The organism is Enterococcus sp. DIV2371 (assembly GCF_050498525.1).
Taxonomy (GTDB): Bacteria; Bacillota; Bacilli; order Lactobacillales; family Enterococcaceae; genus Enterococcus_B; species Enterococcus_B mangumiae.
Genome location: NZ_JBIPAJ010000001.1, coordinates 1,480,787 through 1,503,406, shown reverse-complemented (window position 1 = coordinate 1,503,406; position 22,620 = coordinate 1,480,787). Strand labels below are relative to the sequence as shown.

10 protein-coding genes are annotated in these 22,620 nt (G+C 39.8%); 2 read left to right on the top strand and 8 right to left on the bottom strand.

What is annotated here, in order from left to right; translation table 11 throughout:
* Positions 1–131 precede the first annotated feature (131 nt).
* From IGL24_RS06995 to IGL24_RS06980, 4 genes are all read right to left on the bottom strand, one after another.
* Entirely contained in the window at positions 132–7,256 is a 7,125-nt protein-coding gene (locus tag IGL24_RS06995) for a QWxxN domain (RefSeq protein ID WP_429968418.1), read from the bottom strand.
* Between the two features lie 137 nt (positions 7,257–7,393).
* Positions 7,394–14,365, bottom strand: coding sequence for a QWxxN domain (locus IGL24_RS06990; RefSeq protein WP_207699646.1), 6,972 nt, complete (start codon positions 14,363–14,365; stop codon positions 7,394–7,396).
* Positions 14,325–14,600 carry a hypothetical protein gene (locus tag IGL24_RS06985; RefSeq protein ID WP_207699645.1) on the bottom strand — a complete coding sequence of 92 codons (276 nt, stop codon included), beginning with the start codon at positions 14,598–14,600 and terminating at the stop codon, positions 14,325–14,327. The genes IGL24_RS06990 and IGL24_RS06985 overlap by 41 nt, the downstream gene beginning before the upstream one ends.
* Positions 14,601–14,868: 268 nt before the next feature.
* Positions 14,869–16,539, bottom strand: a complete 1,671-nt coding sequence (locus IGL24_RS06980) for a formate--tetrahydrofolate ligase (protein WP_206857356.1) — start codon at positions 16,537–16,539, stop codon at positions 14,869–14,871.
* 180 nt (positions 16,540–16,719) lie between these two features.
* On the opposite strand from IGL24_RS06980, the gene IGL24_RS06975 reads away from it, so the two are divergent.
* Complete coding sequence (locus IGL24_RS06975; protein WP_242542644.1) at positions 16,720–16,932, top strand: cold-shock protein; 213 nt, start codon at positions 16,720–16,722, stop codon at positions 16,930–16,932.
* Between the two features lie 104 nt (positions 16,933–17,036).
* Here the strand turns inward: IGL24_RS06975 and IGL24_RS06970 are convergent, their stop codons facing one another.
* Positions 17,037–17,474: an EbsA family protein gene (locus tag IGL24_RS06970; protein ID WP_206857360.1), complete on the bottom strand. Its 438-nt coding sequence runs from the start codon at positions 17,472–17,474 to the stop codon at positions 17,037–17,039.
* A gap of 78 nt (positions 17,475–17,552) precedes the next feature.
* Between IGL24_RS06970 and IGL24_RS06965 the strand changes: the two genes are divergently transcribed.
* The gene (locus tag IGL24_RS06965) at positions 17,553–17,948 is read left to right on the top strand and encodes a ribonuclease HI family protein (protein ID WP_207115939.1); all 396 of its coding nucleotides are present in this window, start codon (positions 17,553–17,555) and stop codon (positions 17,946–17,948) included.
* 71 nt (positions 17,949–18,019) lie between these two features.
* Here the strand turns inward: IGL24_RS06965 and IGL24_RS06960 are convergent, their stop codons facing one another.
* The 3 genes from IGL24_RS06960 to alaS form a co-directional block, all read right to left on the bottom strand.
* On the bottom strand, positions 18,020–19,159 hold the full coding sequence (locus tag IGL24_RS06960; protein WP_207115938.1) for a cation diffusion facilitator family transporter: 1,140 nt from the start codon (positions 19,157–19,159) through the stop codon (positions 18,020–18,022).
* A gap of 34 nt (positions 19,160–19,193) precedes the next feature.
* Positions 19,194–19,790 (bottom strand): ECF transporter S component, encoded by a 597-nt coding sequence (locus IGL24_RS06955; protein WP_206857365.1) that lies wholly within the window; start codon positions 19,788–19,790, stop codon positions 19,194–19,196.
* Between the two features lie 168 nt (positions 19,791–19,958).
* Positions 19,959–22,601 (bottom strand): alanine--tRNA ligase, encoded by a 2,643-nt coding sequence (alaS, locus tag IGL24_RS06950; RefSeq protein WP_429966305.1) that lies wholly within the window; start codon positions 22,599–22,601, stop codon positions 19,959–19,961.
* Positions 22,602–22,620 lie beyond the last annotated feature (19 nt).

The following is a 22,620-nucleotide window of genomic DNA, read 5'->3' as shown; positions in this document are numbered from 1 at the left end:
GCAAAAAATCGTTAGAATAATTACTCAAAAGAACCAATCGTCGAAAAAAAAGCAATAGCCACAAATGTTGAAGAACAATTTTTGTGGCTATCCCTTTATTTCTAATGGTTAAATACTTCTATTTTTGCTTTTCAACGATATTGCAAATTCAACTCACTTCGTTTTTGTTTCACTGGTGTTGTTCTCTGTCCTTCATTCAGGAAGATACTCGCTTTCGTGCTAAAACCGACAAGTTTCTGGATACGCGGTTTCCCTTTTTTCGACTTGCTCTGATTTTTCTTGCTTTGTTTTGGCGTTGCCGGGTTAAAATTCGCCTTTTTGGTATTTACCTGTTGAGTCTTGGTTGTAGAATCAGGAGAGAGAGTTGTGCTATCTGGCTGTTTTTGCGGGACTTTCAACTCCGGACTCTTTTCTACCGTATAGAATGACCCTGATTTCATCAATGCGACCGCAATGAATGTTTCTCCAGTTATTTTTATTTCACTCTGTTCACTACTTACATCTCGTTTAAAAACTTTTGGCCGTTGATTGAATTTATTCCCTTTTGCCACATCTCTAATCATGATCATCAATGTTTCTGCATCAAGCATTTGGATATTCATGCTTAGCATTGCATCCGTTTTTTCTGCAAGGATCACTGCCTCATTCGATAACATGGGCGATCCTTGAACATCGGCTAATTGATCGACATAACTGTCAAAGTATCTTGTTTTGAAAAAACCTTCAAATCTTCTGAAATATTGATCGCGAACATCTTGTCCACATTTTGAAAAACCTTTGGCTACATAGGGATACCCTGATACAACATCATATGCCATGGAAACGACATGGGCTGTTTCATGCATCAAGGTTTCTTTGGGATCTATCGCTAACTGAAGGTTCGGTAGATGATCTGGATCAATATGGTTCGTATCAGCAATAAAGATGATTCGACATTCTGGATCACGAGTCATCATGAATGCACTGGTACGGGGGATAGCTTCAACCTTTGTATAATAAGCTTGTCTCGCTTCATTTTTTTCTAATTTTGTAGAGACGATCCAAATATTCTCAAATCCCCAATCCGCTGACTGTCGGAGAAACCGTTCCCCTTTTTCTGATACAGACAATAAGCGTTTAAAGATTTCTCTTAAATATGGCTCTCGATTTTTGATCTGATACATGTCAAACATCTCTACTGCGTACTGTCCTTCCGGCGTTCCAGCAATCTTGTCTAGTTTCAACAACTCAATACATCGTTCTTTTGTACGTTGGAAATAGTCGATCGCTTCATAGAATGCTTCTGAAACTTTCTTAAAATACGGTTGTAGATACTCTGGCGCCTTGTTCGGATTCAAACCAGAAAAAGTTTGGTAATCAACTGGCTGCAAATGATACATGTGTGCAATCGCCTCAGAAATTCCTTTTCTCTCTTTTTCTTCATCCAGTGAGACTACGATTTTTGGCTCTGGGATAAAAGTAGAGAGTTTCTTGCATACGACATTTCGATCGACCGGCCTTTTTAGGGGTTCAACAACTAATATTTCTGCTTGTCGAAACTCATTCCACTCTTTCCATCTTGCTGGCGTATTTGGAAGCGGAGGATAGGACTTCGTTTCGCGGGATGTTCCAGCACTACCACTTGAGGTTCCTGGAATCAAGTCGTCACTTGTACCGGCTCTTCTGATATGGCTTTGCAACTCAAACGCCAGCTTCTCTCTCTCAGTCTCGAATCTAAACGAACGTTCATTCAAATCAAATCGTAAAACCGTCAGCGGTTCAAGGATATCCTTTTTAACTAAATGGTACCGATTCTCTTCTTTATTCAGTAAGATCAGCGGGATATAGCGATCATTGATTTTTATATAAGACCGACCTTCAGCACTCCACATCAAGCCTCTTTCATCGGGAGCCGAAAGCGTAGCCGCATCCCACAAAGTTTCAAATTGATTGAGGCGATGTGTCACTTCGGTTTCGACAGATTTCGAAATCACTGGTGAGGTCACTGGTTCAAAATACCATTCAATCCCGTTGAAATTGACAGGTAAAAGCTTCTCTCCATCAAAAATATCGTAGCGAACACCATGTTTTTCGAGTACCTGTATGTGAACAGGAACGATCTGTCCATCCATTTTGATCGCGGAAATTCGTTGTCCATCCTTTTTTTTGTAGGTATATACTTTTCCCTCTCCATAAAGTTTTGGATATAAGTTGGGTTCTTCTACAAATATCTGATCGACATCTAAGCTTCTGGATAGTCGCTGGATCACGACTTTTTGTCTTGGAGTAAAAGTTGCTGGTCCTTCAAACTCTCGTAGCTGCTCACCGCGCAAAGTAAAGTACTTTCCGGACACATCCCCATTTTTAAGATCGTTCACTTTTAAATACAAGTTATTTTGCATACGTTTCACTCGAACTTCTGGACCGTCTTTCGACAAGCGAGCAGTCACAAAATTTTGCGTCACATCAGGCTGTTGTTTTTTTAATAGGTCGAGCTTTGTCAACACTGCTTTTAGTTCTTTACTTACAAATTCTTCATTTTTTAAAGTCACTAAGCGTTTCAAAATGAATTGCCCGCCTCCTGTGATCATTTCCACTCCAGGATCAAAAGCACGTATCGCAGTTACGAACAGCCCTCTAAGCTCTGGCAACGTAGGGAGATAGCGAGTGCCTGTTTTCAACGTCGTACTTAACCCACTTTTAACAACCGACTTTGCGACTCCTAAGGCAAAACTCATACTAAAAGATGTGACTTGTCCTAAAACTGGAATGAGTGATACAGCATCGAGCAGACAATTAGGGACCGCTTCTTCTGCATTATGTGCCGAAACACCAACAACGCAATCATAAAAAGGAATCACATGTTTTAAGACATCCCAAACTTTCGTCGCTACTGTCTGTTCATTTCCTGATGCATATAGTTGTTGATAGAGCACATCCTTATGCTCCAAACTGATTTGATTGGCTAGCGTTGTATTTCCTTCGCCATGAGGATACTCTTTGTCCATATGCACTTGGGTTGTAAACATGTAATCCTTTTCCCCGATGCGGATCTTATCTCCGTTTTTTCGGAATTGTCCGTCCCAAAGATCTTTGCGATCCATCAGACCATAGATAAGATACAAAAAAGGATCTTGATCGACTCGATAAAATTTATATCCTCCTTCATCCAGACGCTTCAGCGCATACCATCGTTCCTCATTTCCATTTTTAGCGACGAACAGATCCGTTTGATTCAAGTTAAGTTTCGTATCTAATAGCTCCTCTTGTTTATATAATAAAAGGGGCGGGACTGAGCGCATATTTTTAGGAGGATCATACTGACGAACTTCACTTTTGAATTGAGCAGAAGCTGCGTAAATGTGACTATTGGGAGAAAATAGAAAAGCGAGTTCCTGTTGCGGGATCGATTGGATCGAAAGCTGGATCAAAAATTGATTGAGCAAGTGATAGGATTCTGCGACATCTTTTGTTAGCCGAGTATACCACCTTTCAAGATCCGGTGGCGTCCATTGTCCAGGACAAGGATTGCCCCCAGCTAAATACACTTGCCCTGCCGCCATGCTGACCCTGATTCCCAATCGATTGCACTCTGCCAGTACCTCATCAACTAGCGCTAGTTTTCGCCGCCAGTCAATGACTGCTTGTTGATAGGTAGCGGTCAGGTCATTAAGGATCGCTTGTGTTTTCATCAGCTGGAAATACCCTCTTTGTGAATAGCTGATAAAGGTCGTGAGTGCGACTTCGATATAGTTGTCATTCACAAGAGCCGCTCGCATTTTATCAGGTTCAAGTTGTGCGACAGTCACTAATGCTGGTGTCAAAAGAAACGATAACTCTTCAAAGTGGTGGACGCCTTTGAGACTGAGCGTCTCTAAAAAAAATTCTCCTAGTAAACGAGTCTCAGTTTGGTTAAACTTTTTAGAAAATCCTAGATCTGCCAATAAGCTCGCACCTGTTAATTGTGTCAGTGAACTATAGTCAGAAATCAATAAATTGTCTGGGAGATTACTTGATTTCAGCAAGTAATGAGGCAATGCTCGGTTAGATAAGGTTGCCCAAAGCCGTTTCAAATTTCGTTCTGCGTCTATGGATACCTTGCTATCCTGTTGGGAAGAAAAATTGATCCGCCCAGTTTTTTTCAATTCTTCAAATGTAAACAAGCGCCGGAGATGACCAAGCGTAAAAGCGGATGGGTCAGGTACATCAACGATATTTTTTGCAATATATGCTTCAATCGAACTGCCCAACACATTTTCAAATGCCCACTTCATCACTGTTTTTTCGGCACTCGCATCTGAAAGCACTTCTTCTGGTGCACCACCATACAGTTTCAATTCTTTTAAAATCACAGAAGCGACTGCTTGGATCTTTTCAGGCATCACACTCGTTCGTTCACCCGACTCGATGAACCATTTTCCCATCGCACTTAAAACATCTTCTTTCGTCACCTCGCCAACGAGCAAGCCTTTCTCTCGAAAAAAAGCTTCGACTTGTTTCATTACTTTCAGACTACGCCACTGCTCGTTGTTTGTTGTATTTTTAGCTTCTTCTCCTATTGTTGTTTCTGTTTGGTTCATTACGTTCATCATAGGCGCCGGAGAAGTTGGCATGCTTGTGATGATCTGTTCGTCGCTCACAGGACGTGGCACGACAGTCAATAAGGATTCGTCGGTTTCAATCAGATCCCACAACCATTTGACAAAAGTGATTTCAGCATGTTCATTTGAAATGACTCCATCGAGTTTTTCATCAAGGATCACTTGGGCAATTTGTTTTACTTTGACCATATCGATGATTTTTTGGGTCGCTCCTTCAAGTAACACCCAGTTGGAAACAGCCTCAGCAAAAAGATTCGGATTTGTCGTATTACACGCAATCCCCTTGTCAGTTAAAAAATTTGCCACTCTTTGCTGTATGATTTCTTGATTTTCAATCGATGTCTGTTGTTCTGGCGTTTTTTCTGGTTGGAAAGGTGTCTTTATCGAAGAAGACAAGCCATTTTCACGTAGGAACAATTCAATTTTTTGTTTTACTTGTTTTTCTCGTTCCTTCTCTTGCTCTTTTTTGATTTTATTGATATCGATGCCCCAATTTTTTTTCTTTGTTTTCTGGTATACATACCCGAGCTGTGCATTATTTTCTTCCCATTGCAACAAAATTGCTCGTGCCTCACTCACTGTCAAGGGTTTCTCTGTCGCTCCATGTGCTTGCCGTAACATCGTTGCTGCGGCTATCTGTCTTCGAACGATTTCTTCATATCGTTTTCCATTTAAGATCCATTTACGCATCTCGATGACTAGCTGAGCTGGTGTCGGTTGATCCAAATAGATTCGTTGCTTATTTAAAAAATCTTGGGCGACATTATTCACTTCTACAGTTTTTGTTCGCATGTTAAAAAGTTGTTTCTGGTGATAGATCGGTGGAATCTTTGTATTCTTGGAAATACTCGCCGGGCGCTCATGGATAAAATCTTTATAGATTTGCTTATTTACCTTCATTTGTTGCAAAAAACGAGTAACTGAGGGAGTTTCTGCTGGAGACAGATGATATATGTGAGATTGCTCGTTCACCTCTTTGTATGGATACCCCATTAGTAGCGTATTTGTTTTCCATTGCTTATAGATTGCTTGCAATTGGCTGTTCGACAAAAACTCCCCTATCCGAACATCTTCTACCCCATAACTTTCCAATATGAGATAAGCGAGGTATTGTGCTCTTTGAGATTGTGTATTATCTTCATTCCCCCAATTTCTACCCGCCCATCTTTGGACCACTTCAATCAGTTCGAGGTCATTTGCTGACGACTGAAGTAAATTTTGGTCAACGAAAAAGGTTTTAAGCATCACATTGGCAGAAGCAGTCTGATTTTTTCTATCATAAAGCAACTCGTCATAACGAAAATTAGGTAATACAGACAAATTTCCCGCAGGTCTTTTATTTTGAGAAATGGCATCAATGATCTGAATAACTTGTTCATATTCTGAATCCTTAGCGGGAATAACTGGTGAACTCTGAAGGTGTTCAGCGGCGGCCGAACGATCTGGTTGGCTATTCACCGGCGCCGCCTCTGCACCCCTTCCAACTAATGGATCATATTTTTTAATGAAATCATCGAATTTTTTTGACAATCTGTTGCCTAATTCCAATAGTTTAGCCAGCGCTCCTGGTTCAATTTCAGTGATGTCTGGTTTGTCTGCCGCCGACTCTGTTGTTAATGGATCGAAAGGAGTTGTCACTCTCGGGTTGTTGAAGTGCTCATTGGTTTGCTTGTCCGTTGAGTCATACGTGTCAAGATTGACCGAAAACGTTTGACCCATCCATTCAAAAAAATGATCCATTACTGAATAGCCATTTTTATCCGCTTGTTGTTCTGTAAAGGTAGTATTTTCTGGTTGGCTAAAAAATGATGTAAAAAGCTCAGTCATTTCATTCCAAAAAGCTTCAATAATAGGAGTGTCTTGCTGATCCACTTGTTTTCTTGCTTGATTTATCGTCGTGAGATTTACGGGCTGATCAAAATCACCCATTGTTGCTTGAAACATCTTTCTCATCTTTACCGCTGCTTCTTCAGCGGTGAAAAGGTGTGTGCTATTTTTGTTTTGACGATGCGTAAAATGGAATTTTTGAAAACCTGCAGGTACCTTTATCGGCTGTTCATTCTTTTTTTGTGCTTTTGCTACAGCAATCTGACAAACGGTTTTAAAGTGGGCTTGTGTCTGATTCGCACCGTTAAAAAGTCCTAGTGAGTTTTGATGAAACACCTCACTTGTGGTCGTACAATTCTCTAAATGTGAAATACTGTACGCCATTTTATGTATTCCTATGCTCCATTGGTGTGCCTTTTCAACCAAGTAAATGAGTGGATTTGAAGGCAGTGGTGCCTGAATCGTTTGAGTCATGTTCCTAGGAGTATTCTGCGGTAGAGGTTGTACAAACCGGCGTGGATTAGCAGTTGAGCTTGACGCTAAAGATTGCACGCTGATTTCTTCGCCTTGCTGTCGTGCTTCCACAAAAGTATCCACTTCAAAAGCAGCTTTCGTTTCTTGTACCGCACGTTGACGATTCGGCAGATTCGCATTAACTATTCGGAAATTTTGCCCAATACTTAACAGGTACAGCATTCCTGCTGGCGTCCATATGCCTCGTCCAACAGGGTAATGCCCAAGTATTTGAGCAAGCAGATGTAGTCTCCTTTGTTGCTCTTTTTGAGTGAGGTGCTTTCGGGATTTGCTGTTGAATAGACCGGTTTTTTTTCGATGTTCTTCTATAGGCATCTTCAAACTCCTTTATTAAAATTTGTACAGGTCCACTAAAAGATTGATCAGATGTGTGCTTGATTTAGCACTTTTTTAATTCAGCTAGCTAGTATTCAATTTTAAATATTCAACCCAACTAATTTCTTTTGTTTCTGTCACTTTGTCTGAGACACATTTTGTGCCTTGCTTCTACCAATACCTTTATTGACAAGCGTAGTGAAACTTTGCAAAAGTGACGGATTAGGACTTGTTGGCTGAGAAACTCCAGTTGATGGATTTGCTTGTTCCAATCGACTATTTTTAGCAGGTCCTAGACTGACTTCCCCTTCTTGTAAGTTCAAGTCACTTCGTTTCATTCTTGGGTGTTGTGGAGGCTTCATCTCTTGCGGTTGATCCAAGCGCATTTCTGTATTACTTCCTGATTGCATATCTACAGGAACGGAAAATGCGGTTGTCGTAGCTGTAGACTCAAGCGTGCTTCCTAAAGTAGTTTCTTTCGTCACTTCCAACTCAATATGTCTTCCTATCGTTGCAAAATCGCCGCTTGCTACCAATGACATGCTTATGAGGAAATTGCCATCTCCAAGTTTCTCAATTGGTTCATCGGTCGAACGTTTTTGGCGTAAGATTGCTTGTTCAAAACTATAGCCATAGGCAATATCTCTTAGAAGTGTAGCAACGTATTCCGCGTCAGTCATCAAATAATTCGCAAACAACATCGGATCCTTGCCTAAATTTTCAAAAACCGTCATCATCGATAAGCCTTCTATTTTTAGATCATCGGCCACCGCATAACCGAACTTATAAAAACCATCCGATCCGAAATCCTTAAAATAACGAGAAAAGAAGTCTATTTGTGCATCCTTCCCTCTTTTTCTAAATCCACGAGCAGCCATTCCATAAGAAATAATATCATTAGCCATTGAAGAAAGATGAGATGCCTCATGCAGCAAAGTTTCTGATACAGGTGGGGCTAATTCAGCTTCTGGCCAAACATTAGGATTCTTATTGAAAGAATCAGCCATGATGATGATTCGATTTTCAGCATCTTGTCTAATGACAAATCCATACGTTGAAGAACGTTGCTTATTTGCTGAATAGAATACCTGTGTAACCGGATCTTTTTGAAAGTCCGTGGAAGCAATCAAAATATTCTTAAATCCCCAATCTGCTGATTGTTGAAGAAACAATTTGTTTCTTTCAGCAATCGTCAAAAGCCTTTTGACTACTTCTCTCAATACTGCCTGTTCCTCTGGCTTCCCATATAATACAAACATATTCGATAAGTAAGTCCCTCGCTCTGTACTACTTATTTGCTTTAACTTCAGCATTTTCTTACATTCTTTGATGACATTATCTAAAATTTCCAAAGACACAGTATACTCTTTTGCAAGTGTCTTTTGAAACTGTTTGAGATGTTCAGGCATCTTATTAGCATCTAAACCAGCATAAACACGCACTTTATTTTTCAGATCATCCGGTAAACAATGCTGGATACCTTGCGTGATACTTTTTAAGGTCTCAGCTTCATTTGTCATGATTTTTTTCCGTTCTATCGGAATAAACTTAGTCAATCGAGGAAGTATAACTTGATTCGATTCTGCTCGATAGTTGATGCTAAGGTCAGTGATTTCGATGGCATTCATTCTCGCTTTCCATTCCTGCCATCGATTAGGTGATCTTGGTAACCAGAGATATGGTGGGTATAAGGGATTATTTATGGTCTGGTAAACTAGCGCAGTTTGGGCAGAACCTGTTCCTCCTCTTGATCCTCTTGATGTACTCGCTCCTTCATCGAAACCACCAGCCATCAACATGCCCTCGGGACGTTCAACAATCTTTTTCTCCAAATCAGTTTCAAAACGAAATTGATTGATTTCCGGATCAAATCGCAAGATTGTCTTTTCCAAAAATATATCTTTTTTCACTAATTGATATTGGTTAGTCTCTTTATCTACTAAAACTAAAGGAATATAACGATTTTGAAATTTAATGTATGATCGCCCTTCCTTACTCCACATCAAACCTTTTGCATCTGGGGCCGAAAGAGTCGCCGGGTCAGTCAATGCCTCATAGTGTGACTGCCATTTCGCAAGGTTACGTCCCACAGCTTCATGAAGTCTTGGAGATATCTCTCCTTCAAAATACCATTCGATTCCATTATAGTTTACCGGTAATACATGATTGCCAGCTAATACATCATACCGCGCACCATGTTTTTCTATCACTTGGGTTCTAACAGGAACAAGTTTTCCGTTCATTTCAATTGCCGTCTTTTGTTGTCTCATACCGTTTTTCAGTATATCCATGACTGCGCCTTCGCCATAGCCTTTAGGGTAGTAATTCATTTTCTTAAAAATCGTTTCGTCTGGCTGGAGTTCGATCTTTACAGAATCAATAAGTTCCTTTTCTCTCTCTGTAAACGAAACAGAACCTTCAAACTCCCTCAATTGGTCGCCTCTCAAAGTAAAGTATCTTCCATAAACATCGCCTTTTTTATAATCTGATACTTTGACATATAAATCATTCTTTATTTTTTTCACCAGAACTTGCGGACCATTTTCTGGTAAACGTGCTTCGATCGTTGATTTCGATAGTTGGGGCACTGGTTCCGCCCTGACATGTATTTCTAATTTTTCTAACACTTGCTTGAACTGGATGTTTTTTGTGATAGCAGGCAAATTTTTTAGTTTCACTAAATTATGGATGACTATGCGTCCACCACCTATGGCTAAATCGATCCCTGGGTCAATGTAACGTACGCCACTCATTAAAAGACTTCTAACTTCAGAAAGTTTGGGCATTATTTTCGCACTATTTTTGACTAACCCTGTTAATCCACCTCTTGCGAGAACTCTTGCTAATCCTAAAGCAAATCGGGCACTCATGGAACTGATTTGACCTAATACTGGGAAAGCTAAAATAGCATCAATACTACAATTAAAAGCCGCACTTTCCGTATCTTTGTTGATGATCCCAACGACACAATCATAAAATGGGATGATATGGCTAACAACATTCCAGGTTTTACTTGCCATCGTCTGGTCATTACCTGATTCATATAATTGGGTATATAATGCATCTTTATGTTTCATGCTAATAAGATTGCATAAGTCTTCCCTCTGATCACCATGGGATAATTGATTATCTTGATTGATTTGTAGCATAAAAGAATAGGAATAATCACCGATTCGAACCTTCTCCCCTTCTTTTCTATACTTCTTCCACCAAAGTGATTTTAGATCGATTAAATCGTTCTTTAAAAATAGAAGGGGATCTCTATCCACACGATAAACAGTGTAACCACCGTCTTTATCTAACCTCTTCAACGCATACACCCGTTCTTCATTGCCACGAATGGCGACAAAGATATCTGTTTGTTTTTGGGTTAAGATCAAATCATCCCTTGTTTCTTTTCTCTTGGCTATCAGAAGGGACGGAAGTGATCCGATCGGTTTTGAGGCAAGAGCCGCTTCATCTCTAAACTCAGCCTTTCCTTCATAGATTCGAGTCTCAGGAGAAAACATAAAATCTAACTCTGCTTGACCAATCGAATGAACGGATAAACTGATCAATTTTCGATTAAATAAATGATAAGACTCCGCCACATCACTTGTTAACTCTCTGTACCACGGTTCAATGCTACGAGGAATCCACGGTCCTGGACAGGGATTCCCTCCAGCTAAATATATTTCTCCTGCCAATGGAGGAATTCTTATCCCGAGTCTTTCACATTCCTTTAGCACCTCTTTCACTAACGCCTGTTTTCGGCGAAAGTTGATCACTGCTGTCTGGTAGCCTCCATAGAATCGATTGACTTCTTCTTGATGTTCCATAATCGCAAAATAACCTCTCTGGAAATAACCAATGAACATACTGATCGCGACTTCCTTATAGTTTCCTTCCGCCATAGCTGTTCTCAAGGCTGGTGCATCCAACTGAGCAGCAGTAAATAGTGCCGGTAGTAAAAGATGATTATATTCTTCTATATCTTTCACCCCGCGTTCACTGACTGACTCAAAGAAAAGTTGGCCCAACGTACGTACCTCTTTTTGCTCGAATTTTTTGAGAATACCTGAAGCTGCCAATATTCTTGAACCTACCAGATGTAGCAACGAACGATAATTGGAAATCAACAGATCGTCAGGCATTTCACTGGATTGGAGAAAATAATTTGGCAGGATTTGGTCCAAAGAAACATTCCATAAATAACCTATTTTAGACTCAAATTCTCTTTGTTTGCTCGGATCACTATATTTGTGAAGAGTGAGTTGCCCGTCCTTCACCAACTCATTCAGACTGAATGATTTTCTAAGCTGACCGATCGTAAAACTCGCAGGATTAGGATGGTCAATAATTTTTTTCGCTGCATACGCATCAATTGAACTACCCAAGACAGTCTCCAACACCCATTTCATCACTGTTTTTTTTGCATTATAATCCGAGATCAGCTCATCCTCTGCTCCGCCGTATAATTTCGACTCTTTCAAGATGATCGTTGCTACAGCTTGAAATTTTTCGGGTCTGATTTCTCCCTTTTCTTTGTTTTCCACAAACCATTTTGCCAAACCACTTATGATCTCTTCTTTTGTTGTGTGATCGATCACTATTTTGTTTTCACGTAAATGTTCTTTCATTTTCTCAAACACTTGCTGACTGATCAAAATATTTTCTTTATCTTTTAAACTAAGATTTTCAATTTTTGGTTGCTTATCAGGCACACTGGTTACATCTTGCTTTTCCAAATCTTGTTTTTCTATTTTTTTCTCTAGCCATCCTGTAAAGGTTAGTTCTGCTTCCTCGTTTGAAATAAGTCCGTTATTTTCCTCGCCAAGCATCGCTTGAGCAATTTGCTTTAATTTGACCGGGTCGACTACTTTTTGATTTGCTCCCTCAAGCATCGTCCAATTAGAAACTTTATCAACAAACGCTTGAGGTTTTGTTGGATCACAAACGATTCCTTTTGTTTTCAAAAAAGCGACAATACGTTTATCAATCACTTCTTCTCGTTCGCTAAAAATACTTGGTTTCGTTCCTTCTTCAACTACACTAGTGGTTTCATTCGTAGGAACGATCCGATTTTCTTTAAGAAAAGATAGGACCTTTTGTTCCTCTGTCCGGTCTGATTTATCTTTGAGAGTATCTGGTGAAATCGCATCGATGGTAGTATCTTTGTAGTTATATCCTACTTGTGCATTATTGTTCTCCCACTGAAGTATGACTGCTCGTGCATCGTTTGTTCCCAAAATCGTCATATTCGATCCAAATGCTGTTAGCAACTCCTTAGCGGCTAATGCTTCTCTACTTACGATCTCTTCATATTTTTGCGTTTTAAATAGCCATTTTCTCATCCATCTCACCAGTTCACTCGGAGTTGGGTCTTTTAACGTACTGTCTTGTGTTTGCGCAAATTTGGTCATCTCTTGATTTACTTTTTCTGTTTTCTCCCGATCATTAAAAAGATCGCGATTGTAAATAATAGATGTGATCGTTTGATTTTTTGGCACAGTGGCAGCAACATCATTTAAGAAGTCCGCAAAAATTTGATTACACACCATTGTTTCTGTCCGATAATAAGAACCAACAGGTGTTTCCTTCTCGGAGAACTGAATGGGTTTTGACTTATCTTCATAGGTATAATTTTCCAAGTGTACATTGGCTTTTAACTGCATGAAAGTTGCTTGTAGTTGTGCCGTAGTTAACGCATCCCCTAGTCTGACATTTTTTAAACCATAGTACCTTCGAATGAGATAGGCAGCAAATTGGTTTTTAGACGAGTCTTGCGAAATATCATTTTTATGACGGATTCCTGCCCAATTCTCTAATGCTGTGATGACTTCCATATCACTAGCAGTTCGATCAAGAACTTTTTGTTTTACTAAAAATACTTTCAATTTATTGATGACGTCTTCTGTTTTATGTTTATTTCTATACAAAGAAAGATCGTAAAAAAAATTTGGTAAAGGTTCTTGATAGCGTTCAGCTGGGACACGATTTTGTTCAATATCTTCCGCGATTTTTCTTGCTACCGCTAGCTTGGAAGAATCAGAAGCCTTCTTGTTGCTTGGCACTGGTTGATTTTCTGTGACTGCTTTACTCCCTTCTCCCCCTCTATTATTGAAACGAGGATCATTGATTGGCCTTGCCTCAGCTCCACGTATAGTCAATGGGTCCCTTTTCTTGATAAAGTCAGTAACTATCTCGTCCAATTTACTAAACAACTGCCAAAATTGGGTCGCAAATCCTACCTCTTCTTTATTTAAAATAGAGGCTTCACTTGAAAACTCAGTCGATTGAAAAGAAGGTGGAATATTGGTATTGATCGAAGACTTTCCTGGATAATCTGCTTCTTTTTCATAGAACATACTGCGGGCAACCTTGTCTAAAAAGCGGCTGATCACTGAATCGCCATTTAAACTTTCTTGTTTTTCTGTATAGATTGGTTGGTCAAATTGCCTGAAAAACGTAGTAAAAGCGTTCGTTAATCCGCCAAAAAAGTCGGCTTCCTCTGGACGGGTATTTGTTGTATTTCCTGTCGTCTGTTGACTCGTCTGATTCACTGTTTTTTCATATGCTTGTTGAAAAATATTTTTCAGCTTTACCGCTGAATCTTCAAATGAGAATTGGTTTTCGGAACTTCCGTCGCTATTTCTTTTGAACGAAAATTGTTGGATATTATTCGGGTGAGCTATTCGTTGTTGATTGATTTCTTGGGATTCAGCAATGGCAACTTTACAAACGGTTTTAAAATGAGCTTGGGTATGGTCAGGTGATTCCCAAAACCTCAATTTTGGGAGGGAGGAAACAGTTTTATTAGTTGTACAGTCATAAACTTCCGCAATTTGGTGTGCTTTTTTATGGATATTCAAACTCCAGTCATGAACAATATCAACTAAATCAATCGTCATATTTTGGGGATGAACGGGTAGTTGAAGTGGAAAAATTGCAGTGCTATTTTCCGGCAAAGCCGGACTGATCAACGTAGTATCAACAGTCGAGTTCGAAGCAAGTGCATAGAGCATTTCCGGACGCATGCCTTGTTGTTTTACTTCAACAGTGGTTTCTGCCTCAAAGACAGCTCTGTGATCATGTGGTGCTTGCTTCAGGTCGGGCGTTTCTCCAATCATGGCTTGCCTTTTTTTTTGGCGCTTCTCCTTGGACGACTACATTGCCTAAGATACTAGAAACATATAAAGATAATAACAATGGCGAGTGAAGAATATCTGGGGTAGGACCACGACCAGTCACCCAACGAGAAATCTCATTGACCTCCTCTTGAAAAATCCGCTGATTCTCTTTCTCATTCTGCTTATTGTTGAATTGACCATTCCGTTGTCGATTACTTTGATTATCAATTGGCATAGCTCTCTCTCCTTCTTTATATCCCTTCGATTTCTCCCTACAGACATCAACAAAATTTTATGCCATCATTATACATGTCACTTCATTAGCCTTCGTGACTAGTTTTTTTAAAATAATAAAAACTTGAACTTTTAATCTTTTTGGTATATATCGAACAATATAAAAAAAGACGTATCATCTAAAAAATAGTGGATCTATTTTTTAGATGATACGTCTTCGGATAGAAATAATTTTAGTAATGACTATTTCAAATTTTCATGTTTCTTGACTAGAATAAACCGATGACTTCCCCTTCGTTCGTCACGTTCATATTCAATGCTGCTGGTTTTTTTGGCAAGCCTGGCATTGTCATCACATCACCAGTCAAGGCCACTAAAAAGCCCGCACCTAGCTTAGGGACAAATTCACGAATCGTGATCGTGAAATCTTCTGGAGCACCGAGTAAAGCCGGATCATCAGAAAAAGAATACTGGGTTTTCGCCATACAGATCGGTAAATCAGACCAACCATGTTTTTCAAACTCAGCCATTTGATTTTCTGCTTTCTTACTAAAAGAAACATCCTTGCCACCGTAGATTTTTTGTACGACTGCTTTTGCTTTTGTTTGGATCGAATCGTTCTTTTGGTAGAGCGGTACATAGTTAGACTCTTGTGTTTCAATCAGTTCCACAACACTTTGTGCTAATTCGACACCGCCTTTTGCACCATTCGCCCACACACTTGCACGTTTTGCTACGACTCCTTCTTTTTCACACAGATCGGTCAATAACGCTAATTCCGCTTCTGTATCAGTGACGAACTCGTTGACTGCGACAATCACTGGAATATTGTAGCTTTGCATGTTACGGATATGCCGTTTTAAGTTAGCAAAGCCTTTTTCTAACGCAAGCAAGTTTTCTGTTTGTAATTCCCCTTTATCTAGTCCTCCATGCATCTTCAAAGCACGGATCGTTGCGACGATCACGATGGCATCTGGTGCGCTGTTCAAATTAGGTACTTTGATATCCAGGAATTTTTCACCACCTAGATCTGCCCCAAAACCAGCTTCAGTCACTACATAATCACCAAGTTTTAATGCTGTTTTGGTTGCGAGTACACTATTACAGCCATGAGCGATATTGGCAAAAGGTCCTCCATGGATCAGTGCTGGCGTACCGTAGATCGTTTGTACGAGATTAGGTTTGATTGCATCTTTTAATAACAATGCCAATGAACCTTCTGCATGCAAGTCACCGGCTGTCACAGGACGGCGATCATAGGTATAGCCAACCACGATCCGTGCCAAGCGTGCTTTCAAATCATCTAGATCCGCAGCTAAACATAGGATCGCCATGATCTCGCTGGCTACGGTAATATCAAACCCGTCTTCTCTTGGTACGCCTTGAACAGGGCCGCCTAAGCCGACGATCACATTTCTTAAAGCACGATCATTTAAATCGACTACACGCTTCCAAATGACACGTCTAGGATCGATCCCAAGCTCATTCCCTTGATGAATATGATTATCTAATAAAGCAGATAACGCATTATTGGCAGATGTGATCGCATGCATATCCCCAGTAAAATGCAAATTAATATCTTCCATTGGTAAGACTTGCGCATAACCACCGCCAGCTGCACCTCCTTTGATACCCATCACAGGTCCTAAAGATGGTTCACGTAAAGCGATAACTGCTTTTTTATCCAACTGGTTCAATGCATCCCCTAACCCGACTGTCACCGTCGACTTGCCTTCGCCAGCTGGTGTTGGATTGATTGAAGTGACTAAAATCAGATGGCCATCTTCTTTTTCCGAAAAGTCCTTGATTGCCGAAAAATTGATTTTAGCCTTATATTTTCCGTATAATTCTAGTGCATCTTCAGCGATCCCAATGCTACCTGCTACCTCAATTATCGGTTTTAGCTGTGTTTCTTGTGAAATTTCTAAATCACTTTTCATTAAAACGCTCCTTTTCACGAACTATTCGCGCAAATAATTATTTTTCGTTAAGTTATATTCATTATACTCGTTTTTATTCCAAAAAAAAACAAAAAAAACCGATTTTTAATTTATTTGACGTACTTGCTAATTCTCTTTATAATATAGGCTATGATCAGACATAGAAAGGTCGTGAGTGTTTTGACCACAGGAATGGTGAAATGGTTCGATAACAAAAAAGGATATGGCTTTATTAGTTATGATGAAACAGAAGAGATCTTCGTACATTTTACTGCGATCGAAGAAGAAGGATTCAAAACACTTGAGGAAAACCAAGTGGTAGAATTTACCGTCATTGAAGGTAATCGAGGTGCTCAAGCGGCCCATGTCAAAAAGATCAATGAGCAAGTATAGCCAAACAAATAAGCTATCCCGATATACTTTTATCGGAATAGCTTTTTTATTTTTTGCAAGTGATCTTAGAAATAAGAAGCTATTTGCACGCTTGCCATTGCTTTTTACTCAACTAGATCTTTCGTCTTGTTTAGTAATGAAGAAGGTTTGATTGCTTCTTCCATCGGGTGTTTCAAGTGTTCAAGCAACTTCTGTTGTGCTTTCCGATTGACGAAAATCACAAATGGCTCTTTCCCCGTGGCAAATGATAAAGATACTTTACGCTTTTGTACGCGGACTTCTTTGATTTCATCGATCGATATGTCACGATCTCTCCAAAAAGCAGCATATTTTATTCTTATGGCGTCTTTCTTTAAAACAAATGAGCGTCTCAGTCCTAACAATAGGAAAACAAAGAATACACCCATTATGATATTGCTTTTCCAATAGGGCCTTGTATTTTCTAACGATAAAATCAAACTTAAAAACAAAATAATAAATGTTGATGACCAATAGATGATCGACTGTGCCGTTTCCGGCTGCCAGCGAATATTTTTTTTCATTCTTCAACCTCGTGTCTTTATCTGTAATGGTATAATAAGTCGAACCTACTATCTATTTTGAAGGGAGTATTTTTCCTTATGTTAAAAGTATACATTGACGCATCAACAAAAGGCAACCCTGGACCTAGTGGTGGAGGAATATTGATCGTCTCTGATCAGCAACAAGAACAGTTATCTATCCCTTTATCCTTTGGTTCCAACCATCAAGCCGAGTTTGAAGTCTTTTTAAAAACTTTAGAAATTCTAAAGAATAGACAGCTGACCGAAGAAATCATTCTCTGCTATTCCGATAGTAAAGTGTTGGTTTCAACGATTGATAAAGATCATACTTCCAACAAAGATTTTTTGCCTTATTTAGAAAAAATACAAAGTCTATTAAAAGATTTTTCAATGTTGATCCTTCAGTGGATTCCTGAAAGTAAAAATAAAGGCGCAGACAATTTAGCAAGGCAAGCTTTACAAAAAGCTTTATAATTAAAAAAGATTTTTAAAGCCCACTTGGAAAAAATCGTTCAGATTTTCTCCAAGTGGGCTTTTTTAAATGTTTAAAAAAGCAAATAGTTATGATCGAATGTGATATCTAACTGATACTCGCCGATCCTCTTTTCGATTTGGATACGCATCGTTCGTTCTAGTTCCTCATCCGACAATCGAATACCTTCAGGAACAACGACATCGAATTGGAGGATCTGTCCTTTATGGATCATGCGAAAATCATGGATTTTCAAGCCTTCTGCTGTCTCATGGATAATTTTCTTCAGTTCATTAAGGATCTCTTGATAGTTCTCATTGCCAACTGGCACAGGATCTAAGTGACAGACTAACTCGACACCTAAAGACTTTTTAAAATCTTTCTCGATGATGTCCATGATCTTGTGCGCTTCATTCAGATCCAGTCGATCATCGACTTCGACATGCACAGAGGCAAAGCGCTGATTTGGTCCATAGTTATGCACTAATAAGTCATGATAACCGAGTATTTTCTTATACCCGTTCAGTTGCTCCTCCATCGCCTGGATCTGCTCGACAGTTGGCCGACTACCCAATAACTCATATACGAATTCTTTTAACATCATCACTCCGCTATACAAAATATAGAGTGCTAATAAGAAACCGATGTAGCCATCGACACGCCAATTTGTCAGCCACTCAACAGAAGCGGAAAGCAAAACAGCGAATGTCGTATACACATCATTGTAACTGTCCTTGGCAGTCGCATGTAGCGTTTCCGAATCGATCGTGGTTGCAGTTCTCTTATACATACGTCCTTGAATAAATTTCAAAGCGATCGAAAAGACTAAGACTAAAAAAATCACTGGTGATAACGCAATATTTTCAGGGTGGATGATTTTCTCGATCGAAGAATGCAAGAACTGAAACCCAACATACGTGATGATGAGAGAGACAAATAGTCCACTGATATATTCAAATCGTTCATGACCGTAAGGATGTTCAGGATCTGCTGGTTTCGCTGCGATCTTGAACCCAATCAAGGTCAAGACAGAAGAAGCTGTATCTGACAAACTATTGATGGCGTCTGCCATGATCGAAACACTTCCAGAGAGCAGTCCGATCATCAATTTCGCCACGAATAAGATCCCATTTGTCAGTAGTCCCCATATCCCTGCCATCAATGCTTTTTTTGTACGTTCTTTTGCTGTGAGTGTTTCTTGTTTCTTTACCAAGTTTGTGACTCCTTTTATCTGTGATTGCTCGACCTCATTCAGGTTTCAAAGGTGTGGCTGCAAATAATGCTTTAGCGAGTAAAGGTGTGATGATCCCAGCTCCGATTGCTTCTGGAATCCCATTGATCGCTGCAATCCCAGCAAGTGTATTGAATAAAACGGAAGAATCGACACCATATGCTTGAGCTGTGGCATTGGTATAGAACAAGCCCATAAAGCCTAAGACAAGGACGGTATTGACTAATGAGCCTAAAACACCTGCCACAATGGATGGCATAACGATCTTAGCTGTTCGTTTATACAACCAATGGAATACCAAGCCAGCAACAAGACCTACCAAGACTCTTGGTAAGACTGAAATGATTGGATTCGTGAAAACTAATGTATCAAACGGGGTCGTTGGCATGGCATACGCACGAATGATCGTCGCAATTCCCCAGAACAAACCGATCAACATGCCATCTTTCGGGCCTAATACGACGGCTGCTACGATCACAGTGATATGGATGATCGTCAGACTGATAAAACCTAATGGAATAAAACCTAACCATGGAACCATTGATTGGACAATAATGATAGCTAATAAAATGGCACGAAGTACTAGCCGAAATGTTTTGTTTTTACTGTTCATTGTATCTCCCCCTGTTTGCTTTACTCTAATCCTATAGCGTTTTACTGATTTGTCAATAAATGTGTATATCGTGTCAAAAAGCTGGCTCGATGAAAAATAAGCAACGAGCTTAGGAACTCGTCCCAAACTCGTTTGCCTATCTATACTAATTGAAATGCATGGTTGATCTTATTTATTTTCCAACCATGATTTTGCTTCATCCAAAGCATCAGGGATACCAGCAGGGTTTTTCCCACCTGCTTGTGCCATATCTGGACGACCACCGCCGCCACCGCCCACTTTCGGTGCGATTGCTTTGATTAGATCGCCGGCTTTCAAACCTGCTGCATTTGCTTCAGGTGTCATTGCAGCCAACAAGCTGACTTTGCCTTCTTGTTCATTTGCCAATACAAGAATATCTGAAACAGCTTTTTGTTTCCATTGGTCTGCCAATTGACGCAATTGATTCATATCTTTGACTTTTACTTGTGCAGTAATGATCGTTTTTCCATTGATCGTCTCTGGATTTTTGAAAATATCCCCTGCTTGTTGGTTTGCTAGTTTGCTTGCCAACTGCTCATTTTCTTTTTGAAGTTCTTTCAATTGCTGTTGCAATTGTTCTGTTTTTGCCACAACTTCTTTCAATTGCGGTGATTTCACGATTGCCGCAACTTCTTTTAGTTGTTGTTCTTCACTTTCCAACAATTCATACGCTTCTTTGCTTGTTACAGCTTCGATACGACGAACGCCTGCACCGATCCCAGATTCGGAAACGATTTTAAAGATCCCGATATTTTCAGTATTGCCAACGTGCGTACCACCACATAATTCGATTGACCAACCGCCGATGTTCACCACGCGGACTTCATTGCCATATTTTTCACCAAATAAAGCCATCGCGCCCATGTTTTTCGCCGTATCAATGTCTGTCTCAATTGTTTCGACAGGGATCGCTTCCCAGATTTTTTCATTCACGATTTTTTCCATTTGTGCTAACTCATCGCTCGTGATTTGACCAAAATGCGTAAAGTCAAAACGTAAGTGACCTGGTGCAACTAATGACCCTGCTTGATTTGCGTGATCGCCTAGTACTTCTTTTAATGCTTTATGCAATAAGTGTGTTGCTGTATGGTTTTTGATGATTCGATTACGTCTAGGTTCGTCGATCAATAAATGATATGTGTTTCCTTCTTTGATACTTGAAAGAATTTCCACTGTATGCAAGAATTGTCCATTTGGTGCTTTACGAACGTCAGTAACATTTGCAACTGTCTCACCAGAGGCATCGATGATCCAACCTTGGTCCGCTACTTGTCCACCCATTTCAGCATAGAAAGGTGTTTGGTCAAAAATCAGTTGTGCTTCACCTTCAGAAAGTTCATTGACGATTGCTTCGTTTTGAATAAGCACTAATAATTCACTGTCTGATTCGATATGATCATAACCGATAAATTTGCTTTCGACTTTAATATCTGTCAATAGAGCAGATTGTACGCCCATAGATGTTTCTGTATGACGAGCTGCACGCGCACGATCTCTTTGTGCTTGCATTTCTGTTTCAAAGCCTTCATGATCGACAGTCAAGCCTTCGTCTTCTGCTACTTCTTCTGTCAATTCAACCGGGAATCCATAAGTATCATATAGCTTAAAGATATCTTTTCCGGCAAGCGTTGTGCCATTTGCTTGTTTCACGTCCTTGATCACTTGATTCAAGATTTCAAGACCTTCATTGATCGTTTCGTTGAAACGTTCTTCTTCTGTACGAACTACTTTTTCAATAAATTCTTTTTGTTCCAACACTTCTGGATAATAGCTTTCCATGATTTCACCAACAACTGGTACTAAACGATACAAGAAAGCTTGTTCAATGCCTAGTTTTTTACCATGCATCACTGCTCGGCGCAACAAGCGACGTAACACATAGCCACGACCTTCATTTGAAGGTAATGCACCGTCACCGATAGCAAAAGATAATGCACGAATATGGTCAGCGATCACCTTGTATGAAATATCAGTCAACGCATCTTCCCCGTATTTCACTTTATTGCTCAATTGCTCAACTGCATGGATGATCGGCATAAATAGATCTGTTTCAAAGTTCGTTGGTGCATCTTGAACGATGGAAACCATCCGTTCTAAGCCCATGCCCGTATCAATGTTTTTATGTGGAAGAGGTTCAAACGTATTATCTGGTTTGTGATTGAACTCTGAAAATACTAAGTTCCAGATTTCAAGGTATCGTTCGTTTTCGCCACCAGGATAATTTTCAGGATCGTTCTCTGCCAAGTCGTTGTATGCTTCGCCACGATCGTAAAAAATCTCTGTATCTGGTCCACATGGTCCAGCACCGATATCCCAAAAGTTGTCTTCCACATCCACGATATGATCAAGTGATAATCCAACTTCTTCATGCCAGATCCGTTTTGCTTCTGTATCTTTTGGATAAACAGTTACATATAATTTTTCTGGATCAAACGCCATCCATTTTGGACTAGTCAAAAATTCCCATGCCCAATGGATTGCTTCTTCTTTGAAATAATCACCAATTGAAAAGTTCCCTAACATTTCAAACATTGTATGGTGACGAGCAGTTTTCCCTACGTTTTCGATGTCATTCGTACGAATCGATTTTTGTGCATTCGTAATTCTTGGATTGTCTGGCACAACTGATCCATCAAAATATTTTTTTAACGTTGCTACGCCTGAATTGATCCATAATAAAGTTGGATCATTGACTGGTACTAGTGAAGTACTCGGTTCGATCGTATGTCCTTTTTCTTGGAAAAAATCCAGAAACATTTGACGTACTTCAGCACTACTTAATTTTTTCATTCCTTTTACCTTCTTTCTA

What these genes read in the sequence shown, in the direction of transcription:
- IGL24_RS06995 (WP_429968418.1), bottom strand. Translation starts at nt 7,256, where the DNA reads ATGCCTATAGAAGAACATCGAAAAAAAACCGGTCTATTCAACAGCAAA.
- IGL24_RS06990 (WP_207699646.1), bottom strand. Translation starts at nt 14,365, where the DNA reads ATGATTGGAGAAACGCCCGACCTGAAGCAAGCACCACATGATCACAGA.
- IGL24_RS06985 (WP_207699645.1), bottom strand. Translation starts at nt 14,600, where the DNA reads ATGCCAATTGATAATCAAAGTAATCGACAACGGAATGGTCAATTCAAC.
- IGL24_RS06980 (WP_206857356.1), bottom strand. Translation starts at nt 16,539, where the DNA reads ATGAAAAGTGATTTAGAAATTTCACAAGAAACACAGCTAAAACCGATA.
- IGL24_RS06970 (WP_206857360.1), bottom strand. Translation starts at nt 17,474, where the DNA reads ATGAAAAAAAATATTCGCTGGCAGCCGGAAACGGCACAGTCGATCATC.
- IGL24_RS06965 (WP_207115939.1), top strand. Translation starts at nt 17,553, where the DNA reads ATGTTAAAAGTATACATTGACGCATCAACAAAAGGCAACCCTGGACCT.
- IGL24_RS06955 (WP_206857365.1), bottom strand. Translation starts at nt 19,790, where the DNA reads ATGAACAGTAAAAACAAAACATTTCGGCTAGTACTTCGTGCCATTTTA.
- alaS (WP_429966305.1), bottom strand. Translation starts at nt 22,601, where the DNA reads ATGAAAAAATTAAGTAGTGCTGAAGTACGTCAAATGTTTCTGGATTTT.